The sequence below is a fragment of the Vibrio sp. D417a genome, assembly GCF_030248595.1.
GTDB classification, from domain to species: domain Bacteria; phylum Pseudomonadota; class Gammaproteobacteria; order Enterobacterales; family Vibrionaceae; genus Vibrio; species Vibrio alginolyticus.
Genome location: NZ_JAHGAM010000005.1, coordinates 26,251 through 41,885 on the forward strand (window position 1 = coordinate 26,251; position 15,635 = coordinate 41,885).

Annotated in this window: 18 protein-coding genes; 11 read left to right on the top strand and 7 right to left on the bottom strand. The window is 46.1% G+C overall.

Annotated features, from left to right (window positions below):
• Window positions 1-69: 69 nt before the first annotated feature.
• Window positions 70-432, bottom strand: coding sequence for a hypothetical protein (locus KI742_RS05560; RefSeq protein ID WP_047102507.1), 363 nt, complete (start codon window positions 430-432; stop codon window positions 70-72).
• A gap of 276 nt (window positions 433-708) precedes the next feature.
• Between KI742_RS05560 and KI742_RS05565 the strand changes: the two genes are divergently transcribed.
• From KI742_RS05565 to KI742_RS05585, 5 genes are all read left to right on the top strand, one after another.
• Entirely contained in the window at window positions 709-2,556 is a 1,848-nt protein-coding gene (locus KI742_RS05565; protein WP_285385400.1) for a M3 family metallopeptidase, read from the top strand.
• A 69-nt stretch (window positions 2,557-2,625) separates the two neighbouring features.
• Window positions 2,626-3,162 (top strand): DUF924 family protein, encoded by a 537-nt coding sequence (locus KI742_RS05570; protein WP_151515199.1) that lies wholly within the window; start codon window positions 2,626-2,628, stop codon window positions 3,160-3,162.
• Window positions 3,163-3,186: 24 nt separating this feature from the next.
• Complete coding sequence (locus KI742_RS05575) at window positions 3,187-3,516, top strand: DUF4144 domain-containing protein (protein WP_017634368.1); 330 nt, start codon at window positions 3,187-3,189, stop codon at window positions 3,514-3,516.
• Window positions 3,517-3,655: 139 nt separating this feature from the next.
• Window positions 3,656-4,141, top strand: a complete 486-nt coding sequence (locus tag KI742_RS05580; protein ID WP_005374344.1) for a VOC family protein — start codon at window positions 3,656-3,658, stop codon at window positions 4,139-4,141.
• A 173-nt stretch (window positions 4,142-4,314) separates the two neighbouring features.
• Window positions 4,315-4,740 carry a VOC family protein gene (locus KI742_RS05585; protein ID WP_017634369.1) on the top strand — a complete coding sequence of 142 codons (426 nt, stop codon included), beginning with the start codon at window positions 4,315-4,317 and terminating at the stop codon, window positions 4,738-4,740.
• 76 nt (window positions 4,741-4,816) lie between these two features.
• On the opposite strand, the gene KI742_RS05590 is transcribed toward KI742_RS05585, so the two are convergent.
• Window positions 4,817-5,944, bottom strand: coding sequence for an MBL fold metallo-hydrolase (locus KI742_RS05590; protein ID WP_285385398.1), 1,128 nt, complete (start codon window positions 5,942-5,944; stop codon window positions 4,817-4,819).
• Window positions 5,945-6,124: 180 nt separating this feature from the next.
• Here KI742_RS05590 and KI742_RS05595 point away from each other — a divergent pair, with 180 nt between their 5' ends.
• Window positions 6,125-6,370, top strand: coding sequence for a Rho-binding antiterminator (locus KI742_RS05595; RefSeq protein ID WP_005460845.1), 246 nt, complete (start codon window positions 6,125-6,127; stop codon window positions 6,368-6,370).
• Window positions 6,371-6,466: 96 nt separating this feature from the next.
• On the opposite strand, the gene KI742_RS05600 is transcribed toward KI742_RS05595, so the two are convergent.
• From KI742_RS05600 to ompW, 3 genes are all read right to left on the bottom strand, one after another.
• Window positions 6,467-7,957: an MDR family MFS transporter gene (locus KI742_RS05600; RefSeq protein WP_005383288.1), complete on the bottom strand. Its 1,491-nt coding sequence runs from the start codon at window positions 7,955-7,957 to the stop codon at window positions 6,467-6,469.
• Window positions 7,954-8,979, bottom strand: a complete 1,026-nt coding sequence (locus tag KI742_RS05605; RefSeq protein ID WP_054702114.1) for an HlyD family secretion protein — start codon at window positions 8,977-8,979, stop codon at window positions 7,954-7,956. The genes KI742_RS05600 and KI742_RS05605 overlap by 4 nt, the downstream gene beginning before the upstream one ends.
• A gap of 214 nt (window positions 8,980-9,193) precedes the next feature.
• Window positions 9,194-9,838: an outer membrane protein OmpW gene (gene ompW / locus KI742_RS05610; RefSeq protein WP_064354457.1), complete on the bottom strand. Its 645-nt coding sequence runs from the start codon at window positions 9,836-9,838 to the stop codon at window positions 9,194-9,196.
• A 495-nt stretch (window positions 9,839-10,333) separates the two neighbouring features.
• Here ompW and KI742_RS05615 point away from each other — a divergent pair, with 495 nt between their 5' ends.
• Genes KI742_RS05615 through KI742_RS05625 form a run of 3 tightly spaced genes read left to right on the top strand, consistent with a single transcriptional unit; the run spans window position 10,334 to window position 11,964 of the window.
• A complete protein-coding gene (locus KI742_RS05615; protein ID WP_238803641.1) occupies window positions 10,334-10,984 on the top strand; it encodes a Qnr family pentapeptide repeat protein in 651 nt (216 codons plus the stop codon).
• A gap of 9 nt (window positions 10,985-10,993) precedes the next feature.
• The gene (locus KI742_RS05620; protein ID WP_025522087.1) at window positions 10,994-11,305 is read left to right on the top strand and encodes a cupin domain-containing protein; all 312 of its coding nucleotides are present in this window, start codon (window positions 10,994-10,996) and stop codon (window positions 11,303-11,305) included.
• A 38-nt stretch (window positions 11,306-11,343) separates the two neighbouring features.
• Window positions 11,344-11,964, top strand: coding sequence for an HAD-IB family hydrolase (locus KI742_RS05625; RefSeq protein WP_285385396.1), 621 nt, complete (start codon window positions 11,344-11,346; stop codon window positions 11,962-11,964).
• A gap of 116 nt (window positions 11,965-12,080) precedes the next feature.
• Here the strand turns inward: KI742_RS05625 and KI742_RS05630 are convergent, their stop codons facing one another.
• Both KI742_RS05630 and KI742_RS05635 read right to left on the bottom strand, forming a co-directional pair.
• Window positions 12,081-13,259 (bottom strand): lytic polysaccharide monooxygenase, encoded by a 1,179-nt coding sequence (locus KI742_RS05630; RefSeq protein ID WP_085569482.1) that lies wholly within the window; start codon window positions 13,257-13,259, stop codon window positions 12,081-12,083.
• A 214-nt stretch (window positions 13,260-13,473) separates the two neighbouring features.
• Window positions 13,474-13,914 (bottom strand): Lrp/AsnC family transcriptional regulator, encoded by a 441-nt coding sequence (locus KI742_RS05635; protein WP_031780811.1) that lies wholly within the window; start codon window positions 13,912-13,914, stop codon window positions 13,474-13,476.
• Between the two features lie 114 nt (window positions 13,915-14,028).
• Between KI742_RS05635 and KI742_RS05640 the strand changes: the two genes are divergently transcribed.
• Both KI742_RS05640 and KI742_RS05645 read left to right on the top strand, forming a co-directional pair.
• Window positions 14,029-14,613 carry a LysE family translocator gene (locus tag KI742_RS05640; RefSeq protein WP_064369529.1) on the top strand — a complete coding sequence of 195 codons (585 nt, stop codon included), beginning with the start codon at window positions 14,029-14,031 and terminating at the stop codon, window positions 14,611-14,613.
• A gap of 178 nt (window positions 14,614-14,791) precedes the next feature.
• Window positions 14,792-15,565, top strand: coding sequence for a siderophore-interacting protein (locus tag KI742_RS05645; protein WP_045603380.1), 774 nt, complete (start codon window positions 14,792-14,794; stop codon window positions 15,563-15,565).
• Window positions 15,566-15,635 lie beyond the last annotated feature (70 nt).

Genomic DNA, 15,635 nt, shown 5'->3' on the forward strand with positions numbered 1-15,635 from the left:
ACGTCCTGACTAACCAGCGCACAAAGCGCTCCACAAACAGAAAAGCCGAGCGACTTAACGCTCGGTTTTCTACTTTTGAACTTCTTGAATAAACAAGCCCATCTCTTCAAGATAATTGCCGTTTGAGCATCCCCAATCGGTGACTTCAATCAGCTCGGTAACTAACTGTCCAGATTCATCATTTTGTACTCGCTGCACAAACGCTTCAAAGCGTTCCAGTTGCGCCTGACTCTTAACGCCATGCACGGCATATTCTACAAGCAAGCCGTTGTACGTCTGCCAGCGCTGATCGCCCGCAACATCATTGCTTAGAATCACAGAACACTTTTGTTGAATGCTTTCAACCGCATCATTTCTTGGTGGCGCGACTGTGGAACATCCAACTAAAATCGTACCTACCGCCAATAACGTAACTTTTGTCTTATTTATCATATCGTTTCCAACTGTATCGCCACGATATGGAAATCTTATTACACCTGATAAGGATCATCGATAGCGCACCGCAGATTAATTACTTAATAAACTGTAAACTCCATACCAGTCTTAACACTGCAAGCTCATAACTCCTATTAACTCACCCAAATGTAAACAAATAGTAAAATCACCTTTACGCGATGCAAAATCGACAAATGAGATTAGCGTTCCTTTCTCGCGACCAAGCGTGCAATAATCAACTGTCTACATAACGAAACCATTTGAAGGATCAAAATGACCGCAACGGATTACCTCAACGACCTCAATCAACGTTACCTTGCGATTCACCGCACCAAAGAAGATTTCTTTTGGGAAACTTACATGGGGATCAGCGATGACCATAATGGCTCGACGCAAGCACAAACGGCATGGACAAGCTTTTTAAGCAACGCCGAGCAAATTACTGCCATCAAACAACAGCTTGAAGCCGCGGACTCAATTACCGACCCACAAGAGAAACAACAAACCATTACAGGTCTTTCGGGTTGGCTGGCGATGTTTGAATCTCACGCTATCGAGGGCGAAAAAGCACAAGCGTTGAAAAATCAGCTCATTGCCTTTGAAGCTGAGCTCTTCGAGAAAAAACAGAACCACGTACAAACATTTACCGATGAGAACGGCGAGCAAGTAGAAGGTTCACTGCCCGTATTAAGCTCAACCATTCGCACCAGCAATCATGAAGAAGTTCGCCAATCGGCTCATCAAGCGTTGCTGAACCTTGAACAATGGCTACTGCGAAACGGCTTTATTGAACTGATCAAACTGCGCAACCAGTTCGCTCGCTCACTGGGTTATGCGACTTTCTTTGATTACTCCGTGCAAAAAACGGAAAAGATGAGCTCCGAGCAGCTATTCGAAATTTTGGAAGATTTCGAACAACGCACGCGAGATGCGCACCTCAACAGCTTAGAAAACTTGGCGAAAGAGAAAGGCGCAAGCGCACTAGCAGGCTACAACTTTGTTTACTCATTCGCGGGTAACGTTATGCGTGACCTTGACCCATACGTGCCGTTCTCAAAATCTCTGAGACGCTGGGTAGAATCATTTGGTCGCCTAAATATTGATTACTCTGGCGCGACGCTAACGCTGGATTTACTAGATCGCAAAGGTAAGTACCCGAATGGGTTTTGCCACGGCCCTATCCCTTCTTTCTATAATCAAGGCGAATGGGTCGCAGCGCAGGTGAACTTCACCAGTAATGCCAAACCAGACCAAGTGGGCAGCGGCTACGATGGCATTAACACGCTGTTCCACGAAGGTGGCCACGCAGCACACTTTGCGAACGTAAAAATGAACGCGCCTTGTTTCTCGCAGGAGTTTGCGCCGACGTCAATGGCTTATGCAGAAACTCAGTCGATGTTCTGTGATAGCCTGTTAACCGATGCCGATTGGCTAAAACAGTACGCACTGGATGATGAAGGGAATTCTGTTCCTGATGAGATTATTCAAGCAATGATCAACAGCCGTCAGCCATTCAAAGCTTATGAAGAACGTAGCATCTTGGTTGTGCCATATTTTGAGCGCGCGTTGTATCAACTGAGCGATGACGAGTTAACGCCAGAGCGCATCACTAAGCTAGCTCGCGATTGTGAAAAACAGATCCTTGGTTTGGAATGCAGCCCTCGCCCACTGATGGCGATTCCACATTTGCTATCCGACGAAGCAGCTTGTGCGTATCAAGGTTATCTACTCGCGCACATGGCGGTGTATCAGACCCGTGCATACTTCCTTGAGAAGTTTGGTTACCTGACGGATAACCCAGAAATTGGCCCACTGCTGGCAAAACACTACTGGCACGCAGGCAATCACTTGTCGCACAACGAAACCATTGTCAGCCTGACTGGCGAAGGCTTCAATGCCAAATACCTTGCAGACGTGTGTAACCTGTCGCCAGAACAGGCATGGGAAGTGCAGCAGAAGAAAATCGACTCACTTGCGACGCGAGAGCGAGCATCAGTCGCTTCACTGAACGCCGCGATTAAAGTCGTCGACGGCAGTAAAGAGCTGGCAAGCAACGCCATCTCTGACGAACAAATGTGTGACGATTTTGAACGTTACATCGTAGAGACTTACGGTCGATAACACGCAGAAAGCCAGGAGCTCGCCTTCTGGCTTTTTATTCTTTAGCTAATGCAATAGGAAGGAAGATCCATGTACCAAGAAGTCATCAAATTTTGGTTCGAGGAGCTATCGCCCCAAAATTGGTTTGAAAACAACCCAGAACTGGACAAGCGTATTACATCGCGATTTGCCTCGGTATTAGAACAAGCCGCTCGTTGTGAACTGTTTAATTGGCGTGACAGCGCACAAGGACGATTGGCCGAAATCATCGTCCTCGACCAGTTTTCACGTAATGTGTATCGCAACACCCCAAAAGCGTTTGCACAAGACCCACTCGCATTAGCATTGGCTCAAGAGGCAATTCGGTTAGGTCACGACAAAGAATTAGCGCCCGAGCAGCTAAGCTTTTTGTACATGCCGTTTATGCACAGCGAATCTCGCCTCATTCATGTCCAAGCTGAAAAATTGTTTCGCGCATCAGGGCTTGAAAATAACTACGATTTTGAGCTAAAACACAAAGCCATCATCGACCAGTTTGGGCGCTATCCTCATCGCAATGCGATACTGGGAAGAAAGAGCACTCCCGAAGAGTTAGCGTTTTTGCAACAACCTGGGTCAAGTTTCTAAATAACAATGAATAATGAGTTAACCATGAGAGACCACGCAGTATGTTGGCCATGCTTGCTAAAACTAGACGGCGACGATGAGCTGATCTACACGCATTCCCAGTCCGACTTAGACTCTGAATGCGAAGCCCTCATTTTTGGGCAAGATGATTACGTTATCGACTCAAATGGCAACACGTTTGAATTGAAAAACAATGGCTCGAACACCACTCTTTTACATCTAAAAGAACGAACGCTGTCCGTAGAAGAGGTTACGTCATTAATCCAATCGCATGAATTCAGCCTCGCGCAACGGTGCATTATCAAGATTCATTTCACCTCGGTGAGGCAAGCTGTTGAGGCCTTAGCTCACTAAATCAATCCCAATACGCACATCATTAAATAAAATTATCATTTTTATAATTTATGATAATTTCATGTAATCAATATCACGCCATATACTCTCCCACATCGAAACAAGACAACGTTCAAACACACATGTTGGGAGCAAACAAATGAAAATGAATCATGTCGGTATTATGGTCGGAGATATGGACAAAGCGGTTGAGTTTTACACGCAAGCGCTAGGTCTAAAAGTCGTTATGGGCAACACGAAAGTGATTGAAGAACGCGAAACGGCAATTGGCAGAATGTGTATTGCGGTCTTTGGGGAAGGCTTTAAAGGCTTCAACATTGCGCACCTTGTGACAAGTGATGGCATTGGCCTTGAGTTATTCGAAATGAAAGAGCGTCAAGAGCGCCATGAAGTGGATTTTTCTCGCATCGGTATCTTCCATTTCTGTTTGCAGACAGACGATTTTGAAGGTGCTATCAAACGCACCGAAGCACTAGGTGGCAAAGTTCGCATGGACATCATGCGTTACCACCCAGAAGACGATAATAAGCCTGCGAAAATGGTTTACCTAGAAGACCCATTCGGCAACCTATTCGAGCTTTACTCACACACTTACGAAGAAACTTACGCTTCTGATTACGAGTAATAGCCCCATCCATATTCCAAAAGGCTAGCAATACGCTAGCCTTTTTTGTTTGCTTTGAGTTGCAGTGTTTCTGCACTCGCTCTAGAAAAAAACATCTGGAATTTGATCATTTCTCTCACCACTTTTAAGGTCACTTTATACTTACCTCAACACAATGCAAAAAGGAGTGAAGCATGCCCACCAAAAATCCAATCGCCATCAAAGCGCTTGATCATGTTGTTTTAAGGACCTGTAACCTCGATGCTATGTTGCATTTCTATCGAGACATTTTGGGCTGCCCTGTCGAACGCGAAGTAACGGAACTTGGTTTAACTCAACTTAGGGCAGGTAACGCATTAATTGATGTAGTGACGGTAGACAGCGAATTGGGCCAACTCGGCGGTAAGCCACCAGTTCAAAATGGTCGTAATATTGACCATTTTTGCCTGCAATTGGCGCCTTTTTCCGAGGATGAATTACTGGAATATCTGCGTGCGCGCGGCATTGAAACCGAAGAGTTTGCGAAACGCTACGGCGCACAAGGATTCGGTCGCTCACTCTATATTCATGATCCGGAAGGAAATGTCGTCGAGTTAAAACCTCAAGTGATTGATGAGTAAGCGAGTAAAAACCTTGTTATATTCTGAAAATAACAAGGTTAATTTCTAAAATAATTATTGAAGTAAGAACATATTATTAAGTCAAAATTATATCTGGCTCACCTATTTCTTTTTCTCGCCACCATTGTTTATTTATATGTTCTTGATGAACGTAAAAACTCTCCCCCGGCATTGGCGTCAGCAGCGTTATATGTTCTTTTTGACAATGGGTAAGCAAATCTAAAATCGGTTCGTCCCAGCGGTGAGTAAACAGTTCGTATGTAGCCCAATGTACTGGCAACAGTTTTTTCGCATTTAAATCGCGAAACGCTTGCACGGTATGATGAGCCTGCATGTGCCCCCAGTTTTCGACCGGATAACCTTGGCCTTTCACATCAGCAGCCACTTCCAAACAGGCAATGTCGATTGGTCCACATCGCAGTGCGATCTCGGAAAAGTGCGAATCGTAAGCTGAATCGCCACTAAAATAGAGCGTCTCTTCTTTACCTTTGATGACCCAAGAAGCCCACAAGGTCGAGTTTTTATCGAAATAAGTACGACCAGAATTATGGTTAGCGGGCGTACAAATCAGTTCGATTCCGGCATAGAGCACGCTATCCCACCAATCGAATTCCACGATGTTGTCTGCGCAAACGCCCCACTTTATCAGATGCTTGCCAACCCCTAAGGGTACATAAAACGTCACGGGTTTATCGGCGTAGAAACGTATGGTCGATGCTTCTAAATGGTCGTAATGATCGTGCGAAATCACGATAATTTCAGGAATCGGCAAACAATCTCTGGCATGGGTATTGGGAATATTGCGTTCAAACCACGCTTTTGCGATGAACGGAGAAGCGTAATCAAATACCGGATCAGTCAGAATTCGAATGCCATCGACCTCCACCAGCATGGTGGAATGGCCCAGCCAAGTAACGCGCATCGATTCACTTCGCTGCGCAAACTGCGTAGGTTGAATTGGGAAATGTGGCAGATGTTCGTTAGGACTCAATGGCGTTCTACCACCAAGATAGCTCCAACACACCTGCCAGAATGATTGCGGGCTAGGGACATTTGGCATCTCGTTTTTAACGCGGCCGTTTTCAAATTGAGGCGAGTGGTAAACACGGTGCGCCAACTGCGCATGGTAGGTTTGAGGCGGAATCAGTGAACTTGGCTTTTGTTCACTCGTTAGGTATGTGCGCTTAAGTATCGTCTCAGACATATCGTTATTTTGTCTCGCTTGTGAACGCTCAACAGTAGGTTTATTAAAACGTACGTGTATGTCTATTTCGTGACCAAAATGAGGTGTAAGATGAAGATTCAGTTTCAATCAAACGTCTTCTATTTAAGGAAGCGGTTCTCAAACCTTCTGAATACTGCGTCGGTTTGAAAGGAGAAAACTATGGTGACTTGCAGCCAATACGATTTTATTGAAATCGCCTGTATGTTTAAGCTCCCTATCGAGATCACGCTAAAAAATGGTGAAACTCATCAGGGCAACGCGTTCGACACAGGCTACGACATGCAGCGACAAGAGTGCTTGTTTTTAGATATGGATGGTGAGCACACCGCTTTCCCGACTGAACAATTAGTCGCAATGCGCGCGCTCAAAGCCAATCCGCATTTTGATGAAGTGACGTTTGAGTAAACGTCCGTCTTTCATTGACACCGTCCAATAAAAAACACCTCTCAAGCAAATACAACTTGAGAGGCGTTCTCTTACACGATTCACCGGAACTTGTTGTTATTCTCGCGACCGGATGAAAACCAGCATCGGCATCATGATCACGAACATCACTCCCACAAGCTGGAAGGTGTGCACAAACGCGACCATTTGCGATTGCTGCTGCAACATCTGTTGGTATTGGTCTAACGCAACCGGATCGGTAATAGAAAGCCCCTGATTGGCCGCCCAGTCATGCAAGTTAGGATTATAAGGATTAATACCCTCTCCCAGCGCATGCCATTGCTGCTGACTATCACGATATTGGAACGTGGTGGCGATAGAAATACCAAACGAGCTACCAATGGTACGGAACAGATTGTAAATACTCGCCGCCGCAACAGATTGCTCTTTCGGAATCGTTAAATACGCCAAGGTGGATAGCGTCGAGAAGGTTAAACCAAGCCCCATCCCCTGAATCATACTCGGCATCACAATCCAAAATGTATCGATCTGCAGTGAGTATTGCGTCATCAAATAACTACCAATCCCGATGCAGCTTAAGCCAAAGACTATTTTGATTCTGGGATCGAATTGCGGATTGAGCTTAATCACTAAAATCAACATCGCCGCCGACGCCAACCCTCGCGGTGCCATTAATAAGCCAGTGGTTGAGACCGGATAATCCAGCAAGCTTTCCAACAGCATTGGTTGTTGAGTCGTCAGACCAAACATCGCCATCGACACCACGGCAATCATCAATGACGAGACCATAAGGTTTCGGTCTTTCAGTAGCCACAATGGCGCTATTGGACTTTTGGTTTTCCAACTGCGATAGATCCACATCACCAATCCCATGACTGCGAGCAATATCGCCGTCTGAATCATACGTGAGTCGAGCCAGTCGTCTTCATTCCCTTTATCCAACACAAACTGCAACGCGCCCACACCTAACGCCATGTAACCGATGATCCACCAGTCAAAGTTAGGTTTGGATTTGTTGTCGATATGGATATAGCGATAAATCAAAGAGGTACAGATCAAACCGAATGGCAAGTTGATGTAAAAAATCCAGCGCCAGTTAATGTTGTCGGTGATCACACCACCTACAACTGGGCCCAAAATAGGACCAAGCAAAATGCCGATGGAGAAAATCGCCATCGCTTTGCCTTTTTGCTCATACGGATAGATCTGCACTAACGTCGACTGCGCCAATGGAATCACCGACGCGCCGAAAGCGCCTTGGATAATGCGAAATAGCACCATCTCTTCAAGAGACTGTGCTTGCCCACAAAGCGCACTGGCAATCACAAAACCGATCACAGCAACCAACATGACTTTGCGTTCACCAAAGCGCGACACCCAGAAACTGGTCATCGGAATGAAGATCGCTTCCGCCATGCTGTAACCCGTCAGCACCCAAGTAATTTGGTCTGCCGTTGCGCCCAACGCGCCCATCATGTGCGATAGCGACACGTTCGCAACGGTCATATCGATTAACACCATGATGGCAGAAAGCATCACGGCGACGGTGGCAATCCCCCGTTTGTCTGCCGTAATTTGATGGCTCATTGCACGCTACTTTGCAAATCAATGGTGACTTCTGAGCTCGCACCCACGCGAAGTTGCGGCGCATCGGCCGGTACTTCTAATGCCAAACGTACAGGGAAACGCTGTTTGATTTTAACCCAGTTACCCGTTGCGTTTTCTGGTGGCATCAAGGAGAACGATGTACCACTCGCAGGCGACAGTTGCTCTACCGTTGCTTTCCACACCACGTCTGGGTACATATCAATCACCACATCCGCATGCATGCCAGGTTTAATATGAGTAAGATCGGTTTCTTTAAAATTCGCGCGTACCCAATAGCTGTCTTTTAAAATCACAGGGAACAGCGTTTGACCCACGCTAACGACCGAGCCTACGTGCGTATTGATTTCACCGGCAATGCCATCCACTGGTGACGTAATGTCGGTGTAACTCAAGTTCAGCTCCGCTTGCGCTAACTGTGCCGCCGCTTGTTGAACAACCGCAGCCTCTGCGCCTTCTTCACCACGGTTCGCAATGGCTTTTTCTACCGTCGCGCGCGCTTGCTCTAGGCTCGCTTGAGCATTGGCTAGTTTGTTTTTCGCCGTATCTAAATCTTGGTCTGACGCCAGTTTGCGTTTCACTAGAGAATCCGTACGTTTGTACTCTACTTGCGCTTCTGTCAGGTTAGAGCGCGCCGCATCTAAGCCCGCAACGGCTTCAGTTACCTGCTTATCGGCAACGTCATGTTGCTGGACCGCCAATTGGTATGCCGCTTTTGCTTGCTTCACTGCCAACAAATATGGGCGTGAATCTATCTTCAGCAGTAGGTCACCTTTGTTAACGGATTGGAAATCTTTAACATCCACAGAAACCACTTGGCCTTTTACCTGAGGTGCTACCGACAGAATTTTTGCCCTAACGTAGGCATCTTCCGTGCTTGGGTGACTGTCTGAATACTGCCAAGACCAATACATCGCACCAAATGCGATAACACAGAGAGTAAAGAAAAGAGTTTTTACCAGCTTAGATCTGGAGGAGGAATGCTTTGCGATGTCGTCGCTCATTTATATTGTCCACTTGTTCAATTATGTGATCAGTGTAGGACTTTTCGATCTTCCGACAATAAAATGATCTGCAAGGTAAAGATCCAATTTTGCATGTTGCTAAGTGGAGTAAATGATGTGCAATCAAAACGAGGATAAAAAAGAGGGGCAGTCCCCGTAACCGCCCCCAAAGTCATGCCAATAATAGTAATGTGCGTGTAACTACTGGTTTTTCTTAGAACTTGTAACCGCCGCTGATCATAAATACCCAAGGGTTAATTTTGACGTCGGTTTTTTGCTTCTCTCCACCTGCTTTGTAAGTTGCTTCTGTTTCAATGTTTGCGTACCACGCAGCAGCGTTGAGGAACCATTGATCGTTGATCATGTAGTCCACACCAATATTCGCTGCTAGACCGAATGAGTCATCCAACTTAAGATCTGAAAGACCAGCGCCTTTACCCGTGCTATTGAAGCCCTCATCAAAGAACATGGTGTAGTTGAGACCTGCACCCACGTATGGACGGAACTTACTTTGTGGCTCGCCAAAGTAGTACTGCACCATAAGCGTTGGTGGAAGGTGTTTGGTGTCCGCGATATCACCAAGACCTAACAAGTCTGTTGAAATATCGTGGCTGAATGGTGTTGCTGCTAGAAGCTCTAAACTGATGTTGTCTGTAAACATGTAGCCAAACGTCAAACCAAGCTGCGTATTTGAATCCACTTTCAATTCTTCTTGAGAACCAAGAATCTTATCGCTGCTGTCGTTTGGAACGACAGACGCCGCACCAACACGAAGAACGAAGTCACCTTGTTTATGAGCGAAAACACTTGGTGACACGAGTGCAGCAACCACTGCTAGACTGCAGATTGTTTTTTTCATTTTTATTTCCTTTCGTAGGGCTTCGTTATGTCGTACCCAAAGGGGTGCCTGCTAACTGATCTGAGATTTCAAGTAAACTCAGCGCCTTGAAGCACACGGGTATCTATATCTTTTTGAGCTGTGCGCAATCTAGCACATAGAAACCCTACTATTTTGATGGAAATCAATTTGTGAAAAATATAGGTTTTTTGTATGGAGAAACGCCATACCGATCAACAAATTATGCAAATCGGATACAATTCTGTAATGCAAACTGTGCGTGTGAGTTGCCATGCATACCCATAAATGCGAATCCTCTCGTTAAGGCTCGTAGCCAGCAAAAACTTTCTTCTTCCTCTACGTCTTCTATTTTCAAAAAACAACCCACTTAAAACGCTCGTTTGACCCCTTAAAATCGCGATTTGAGGGGTTTGTAAAACACTGAAATACAAGAAGTTATTTTTCTGGAAAATCAGTCACTTGGAGTGCTAGTCTGCTCGCAGCTAAGGAGAAGACATGTTAAAAACCGATCTCATTTTTGAACGAGAAAACTTTTCTCATCACGATTTTCAGAATGCCACCTTTAAAAACTGCCACTTTTATATGTGCAGTTTCGACCATGCCGATCTGCGCGATGCTAAGTTCATCGACTGTCGCTTTATCGAATCCAAAGCGCTAGAAGGGTGTAGTTTTCACTTCGCGAACTTAAAAGATGCCAGCTTCACGAACTGTATGTTGGCGATGAGCCTGTTTAACGGCGCAAATTGTATGGGCTTGGAGCTGCGTAAGTGCGATCTCAAAGGGGCAAACTTCCAAGGTGCGAACTTTGCTAATCGCGTCAGTAACACCATGTTTTTCTGTTCTGCTTTTATTACTGGCTGCAACCTCACCTACTGTAACTTCGAGCGAGTGTTACTAGAAAAATGTGACCTCTTTGAAAACCGTTGGAACGGTGCGAACCTCGCAGGGGCAACTCTCAAAGGCTCGGATTTATCTCGCTGCGAATTCTCGCCAGAACAATGGGGAACCTTTAACGTTGAGCAGTGTGATCTGACTCATGTCGAACTGGACGGGCTGGATGTTCGCCGCGTTTCTCTGTTTGGTGTTAAAATTTGTGATTGGCAACAAGAGCAATTGCTTGCGCCTTTTGGACTGATCATTCTCTAAGGAAAGGCCATGAATCTTTTTAAAGACTTACCGAATAACCTCGACGAGGAAGTGTTCGAAGACCTGCTGACCCACAAAAACCTGCGTATAGAACGCATTGTCTCAACGGGGCAAACCTCGCCCAAAAGTGGCTGGTACGATCAAGAAGAACATGAATGGGTCTTGGTTCTTAAAGGAGCAGGTGAGCTGACTTTTGAATCAGGTGTCGTGCAACGACTTGAGGCAGGCGATCACGTTACGATTCCAGCTCATACCAAACACAAAGTGAGCTGGACTGACCCAACGCAAGAAACCATCTGGTTGGCGGTGTTTTATCAATAAACACAAAATGATCTTAAACCCAAAAATAGGCGCTGAGTTTGCTCGATACTACTAAGCCGTCACTGGCACTGTTTGATTTTGATGGCACCATCACCCGAGAGGATATGTTTAGCCTTTTCCTCCACTATTCTGCTTATGGCCTGCGCAAACGAGTAGGAAAGGTCGCTATCATGCCATTTTATGCGCTGTACAAACTCGGAGTGTTACCCGCTCGTGTTATGCGCCCTCTCAGCAGTTTTATTGCATTTTCAGGGAAAGAAACGCAGAAAATTGAAGCGATTGGCACTCAGTTTGCCCATGAAGTGATCCCGCTGTACTTACGGCCAGAAGCGATGGAAAGGCTTGCTTGGCATCAACACCGAGGCGATACCATCGTAGTGGTGTCGGCATCACTCAATGCGTATCTCAAGCCTTGGTGTGAGGCGAACGGTTTCCACTTGCTGTGCAGTGAACTGATCTCAGAACAGCCAAAACTGAGTGGCTTTTACCAGCAAGGTGATTGCAGTTTAGAAAGAAAAGTCTCACGCGTGAAAGCGGCGTTTTCGCTCGACGAGTTTGCGTCTGTTTATGCCTACGGAGATACGCATGAAGACATTCCGATGCTCAAACTGGCAGACTACGCGATGCTCAACTGGAGCGAGTGGAGAGCAAGCGAATAACGATATGTGCTCTGATTTTCAAGACAGCCACTCAACCAAAGTGGTCGTTTTAGACTGAAAAAACAAACCCTTCTCACATGAGAAGGGTTTTATTGTTCAGGGCCCGAATAAATGGCTTAACGCCATACACCCCACTGACCCGTTGTGCCTGGTTCCTCACCAGACGTCCACCACTGGGCAGTCCATTCTTTACCGTTGTGCGTCACCACATCACCTTGGTTGTAAACGGCCGTCTTGTCCCACAAGTTGGTTGGTTCAACTGGTGGCGTGACATCCGCTTTGATCAGTGACAACGCATAACTGAAGTCTGCGCTTGGCGCTAATACTTGGTTCGCATTCACGTTCTTATTATCGAACATGTAGTGGTTCATCTCTTGATGCCAAATGCCCACATACCAATCGCCCGTTTGCTGCGCGTTAAATTGATCCGCAATTTCTGCCGCCCAAGTCGCCGTATTGTTTGCACTGATTGGTAGTGAAATATCGACAATTTCATTGCCTGTCGCATTAAACGTACGAAAACGGATGGTGTCACCCGCTTCTATTGGTCCGAAACCTTGCTGAACAAAGTAGCCCAGAGATGTCAGATTATTGCCCGGTTCGGTTGGATCAACAGGGTCAGTCGGTGGCGTCGTGCCCGTTCCGTTTAACGTAATGTCACTACAGTTGTAGAAACCTTCACCGGCAACATCAATACGCTGCCAACGAGTATAAAGCACCGCATCGCCCGAACGATCAGCAGGGAAAGTCACCTGAATACGGTAGCGTTTTTCCGCATCAACATACACATCACCTGCGGTGTCGATCAGCTCTAAATCACTCCAAGTAAGAGGTTTTGAATCATCATAAGTTGGCTTGGTGAGATAGAATTCCCAGTACGATGGGTTGTGCGGCGCTTTGCCGTAAAACACCAATTCAATCTGGTTATTTGCATCTGGCGTAACATTGGTGCGCTGCCAGTTTGGAGAAGGAATGTTCAAGCCTTTCTTAGCTGTATCGCCAGCAGAACATAGCTCACCGTCGCGAACCACGGCTTTCACATGCTCCATATCTCGGTAATTTGGTACGTTTGCTGCAATTTCGCTACGCTGCACAAACGGATACGCGCCAGATTCATCAAAAGCCGCTTTACACGCTTGGTTAGGGATCTCGTTGGTCCAAAAGCCACCGTCTAAATAACACGTATTTTGACGAGCACTTGGAAACTCTACCCAGCCATGGGCGTTGACGTTAAATGAGCTCAATGCGGCAACAGCGCTTAAGCTCAAAAGAGGAAGTGTTACATGTGATTTCATCGTTCATCCTTAATTTTGCTGACTCGCCGCTCTGAAACACAAGCGGTTTAAGCAAAACTAGCAGGATGGGATTATTTAGAAGGTGAGAATAAATATGGAAATTGTAAGAGTGCCATCTGCTTTCCAGCATTTGTTGTGAACCATTCTCATACTCGACTGACTCTTTCGAGTCACTTCAAATTCATGTGCCACAAAAACTGTCACCCTCGTTTGGCTATCGCTCGTCTTTTGGTGTGTCCATCACCACCATGGTTGTGATCGACTTGACGTGTTCGCACTCACCCAACACATCAGCATGGAACGCTTTATAAGCGGCGAGATTTTGCGTCTCTACGCGTATGAGATATTCGTTAGATCCCGTAATGTTGTGACATTCCACCACCTCGTTTACAAAACGCACATGCTCTTCGAAACCCAGCTGTGCCTGCTTAGAGTGCGAGGCCAAACCAATCGACACATAAGCGACAAAACCCACGCCAAGTTGCTGATTATCCAGTACTGCTCGGTAGCCTTTGATCACGCCTTTACGCTCTAAATCTTGCACTCGGCGTAAGGTTGCAGACGGAGATAAACCAACGCGTTCCGACAGCTCCACATTGGAGATTCTTCCGTCTCGTTTGAGCACTTGCAATATTCTTTCGTCAAATCTATCCATCATGATGTTTCATTGCTTATTTAGTTTCTAATCATCAAATAAAAGCACAATATTGACCTCAGTTCTACTTATAGTTGTTCTCAACTTATCGAGAACTGATTCAAGGAACAATCTATGGAATATCATCAACTGGGCGCTTTGGCGTTGTTCGCTTTTGTCTCCACTTTTACGCCGGGTCCCAATAACATTATGTTGATGACCTCAGGGGCAAATGTCGGCTTTAAACGCACTATCCCACACATGTTGGGCATTACCTTCGGCTTTGGTGCCATGCTAATTTTGGTGGGTATTGGCTTGATGAGCCTGTTCCACGCATATCCAATTACACACTCCATTTTGAAAGTGTTGAGCTTGAGTTATTTGCTGTACTTGACGTACAAAATCGCCACCAGCGACAAAACCGAAGCAAAACACGATTTTCGCCCAATGTCTTTTTTAGGGGCAGTGGCATTCCAATGGGTGAACCCAAAAGGTTGGTCGATGGCGTTGACGGCCATTACGGTATACAGCAGTGGCGGTTCTTGGCTCGAACTGACTTTTATCGCCGGTATCTTCTGTTTAGCCAACTTGCCATCGGTGACATTTTGGACGGCGGCAGGTATGCAATTGCAGCGTTGGTTGACCACCGATAAACGCGTTAAGGGGTTCAACTACAGCATGGCTGCGCTGTTGCTTTTGTCTACGATTCCAATGATATAAGTCCATTTATGGTTAAAAATGACTCACTTTACGTGGTTAGAGAAAGGATAGAGGTAATATTTTTCTTGAGGCTTTGGCGTTAATTCACAGTGTAAATTTGTTTAAAGACGCTACCCTCTTGTTAGGGAACTTGATAATCTTTAAATGAGAAAGAGAATAATTATCGAGTAAAGTAACAATGAAAAAGAAGCCTCAACCTAAAACGCTTGTTGTCACAGACACAGAAACCATCACTCCAAACATGCAGCGCATTACCTTGCAAGGTGAGGCGCTGAGCCACTTTCCTCGTGACTGCGAAGGCAGTTACATCAAATTACTGTTTAACGATATGGGTGGCTCGGATCTGAGCATCCTGTCAGAAGACGACCGACCAATCATGCGCACTTACACAATTCGACGCTTTCATCCAGAAACCAGTTCAATCGAAGTGGATTTCGTCCGACACGTAACGCAAGATCTGCAATGCGGATTTGCAGCGCGTTGGGCAATGGCCGCGCAAAAAGGCGACACGATCAGCATTGTTGGGCCAGGTAGCATCTCCAACTTAAATACTGAGGCGGATTGGTTCTTCATGGCTGCCGATATGACGGCACTTCCAGCACTTTCTGCGAAAATTCGTACGCTGCCAGAAGAGGCCAAAGGCTATGCAGTGATCAGCGTGATGTCTCCAGCCGACATTCAACCCCTAAACACGCCAGCCGGTATGGAGTTGATTTGGCTAACTGAACAGCAAACCTTGGCTGATAGCGTTCGCGAACTCGAGTGGTTAGATGGTAACGCTTCGGTATGGTGTGCGTGTGAGTTCGATTCAATGCGTACGCTGCGCCAATATTTCCGCAACGAAAAAGAAGTCGATCGCGAGAATATCTACATCAGCAGCTATTGGAAGCAAGGCGTGTCTGAAGATGGGCACAAAGTGATTAAACGTGAAGACGCGGAATCCAACCAATAGTGATTCATGTCTTTTCGATTCCAGCTCTCATCCTAATAAAAACGCCCGGCATCACCGGGCGTTTTAGCAA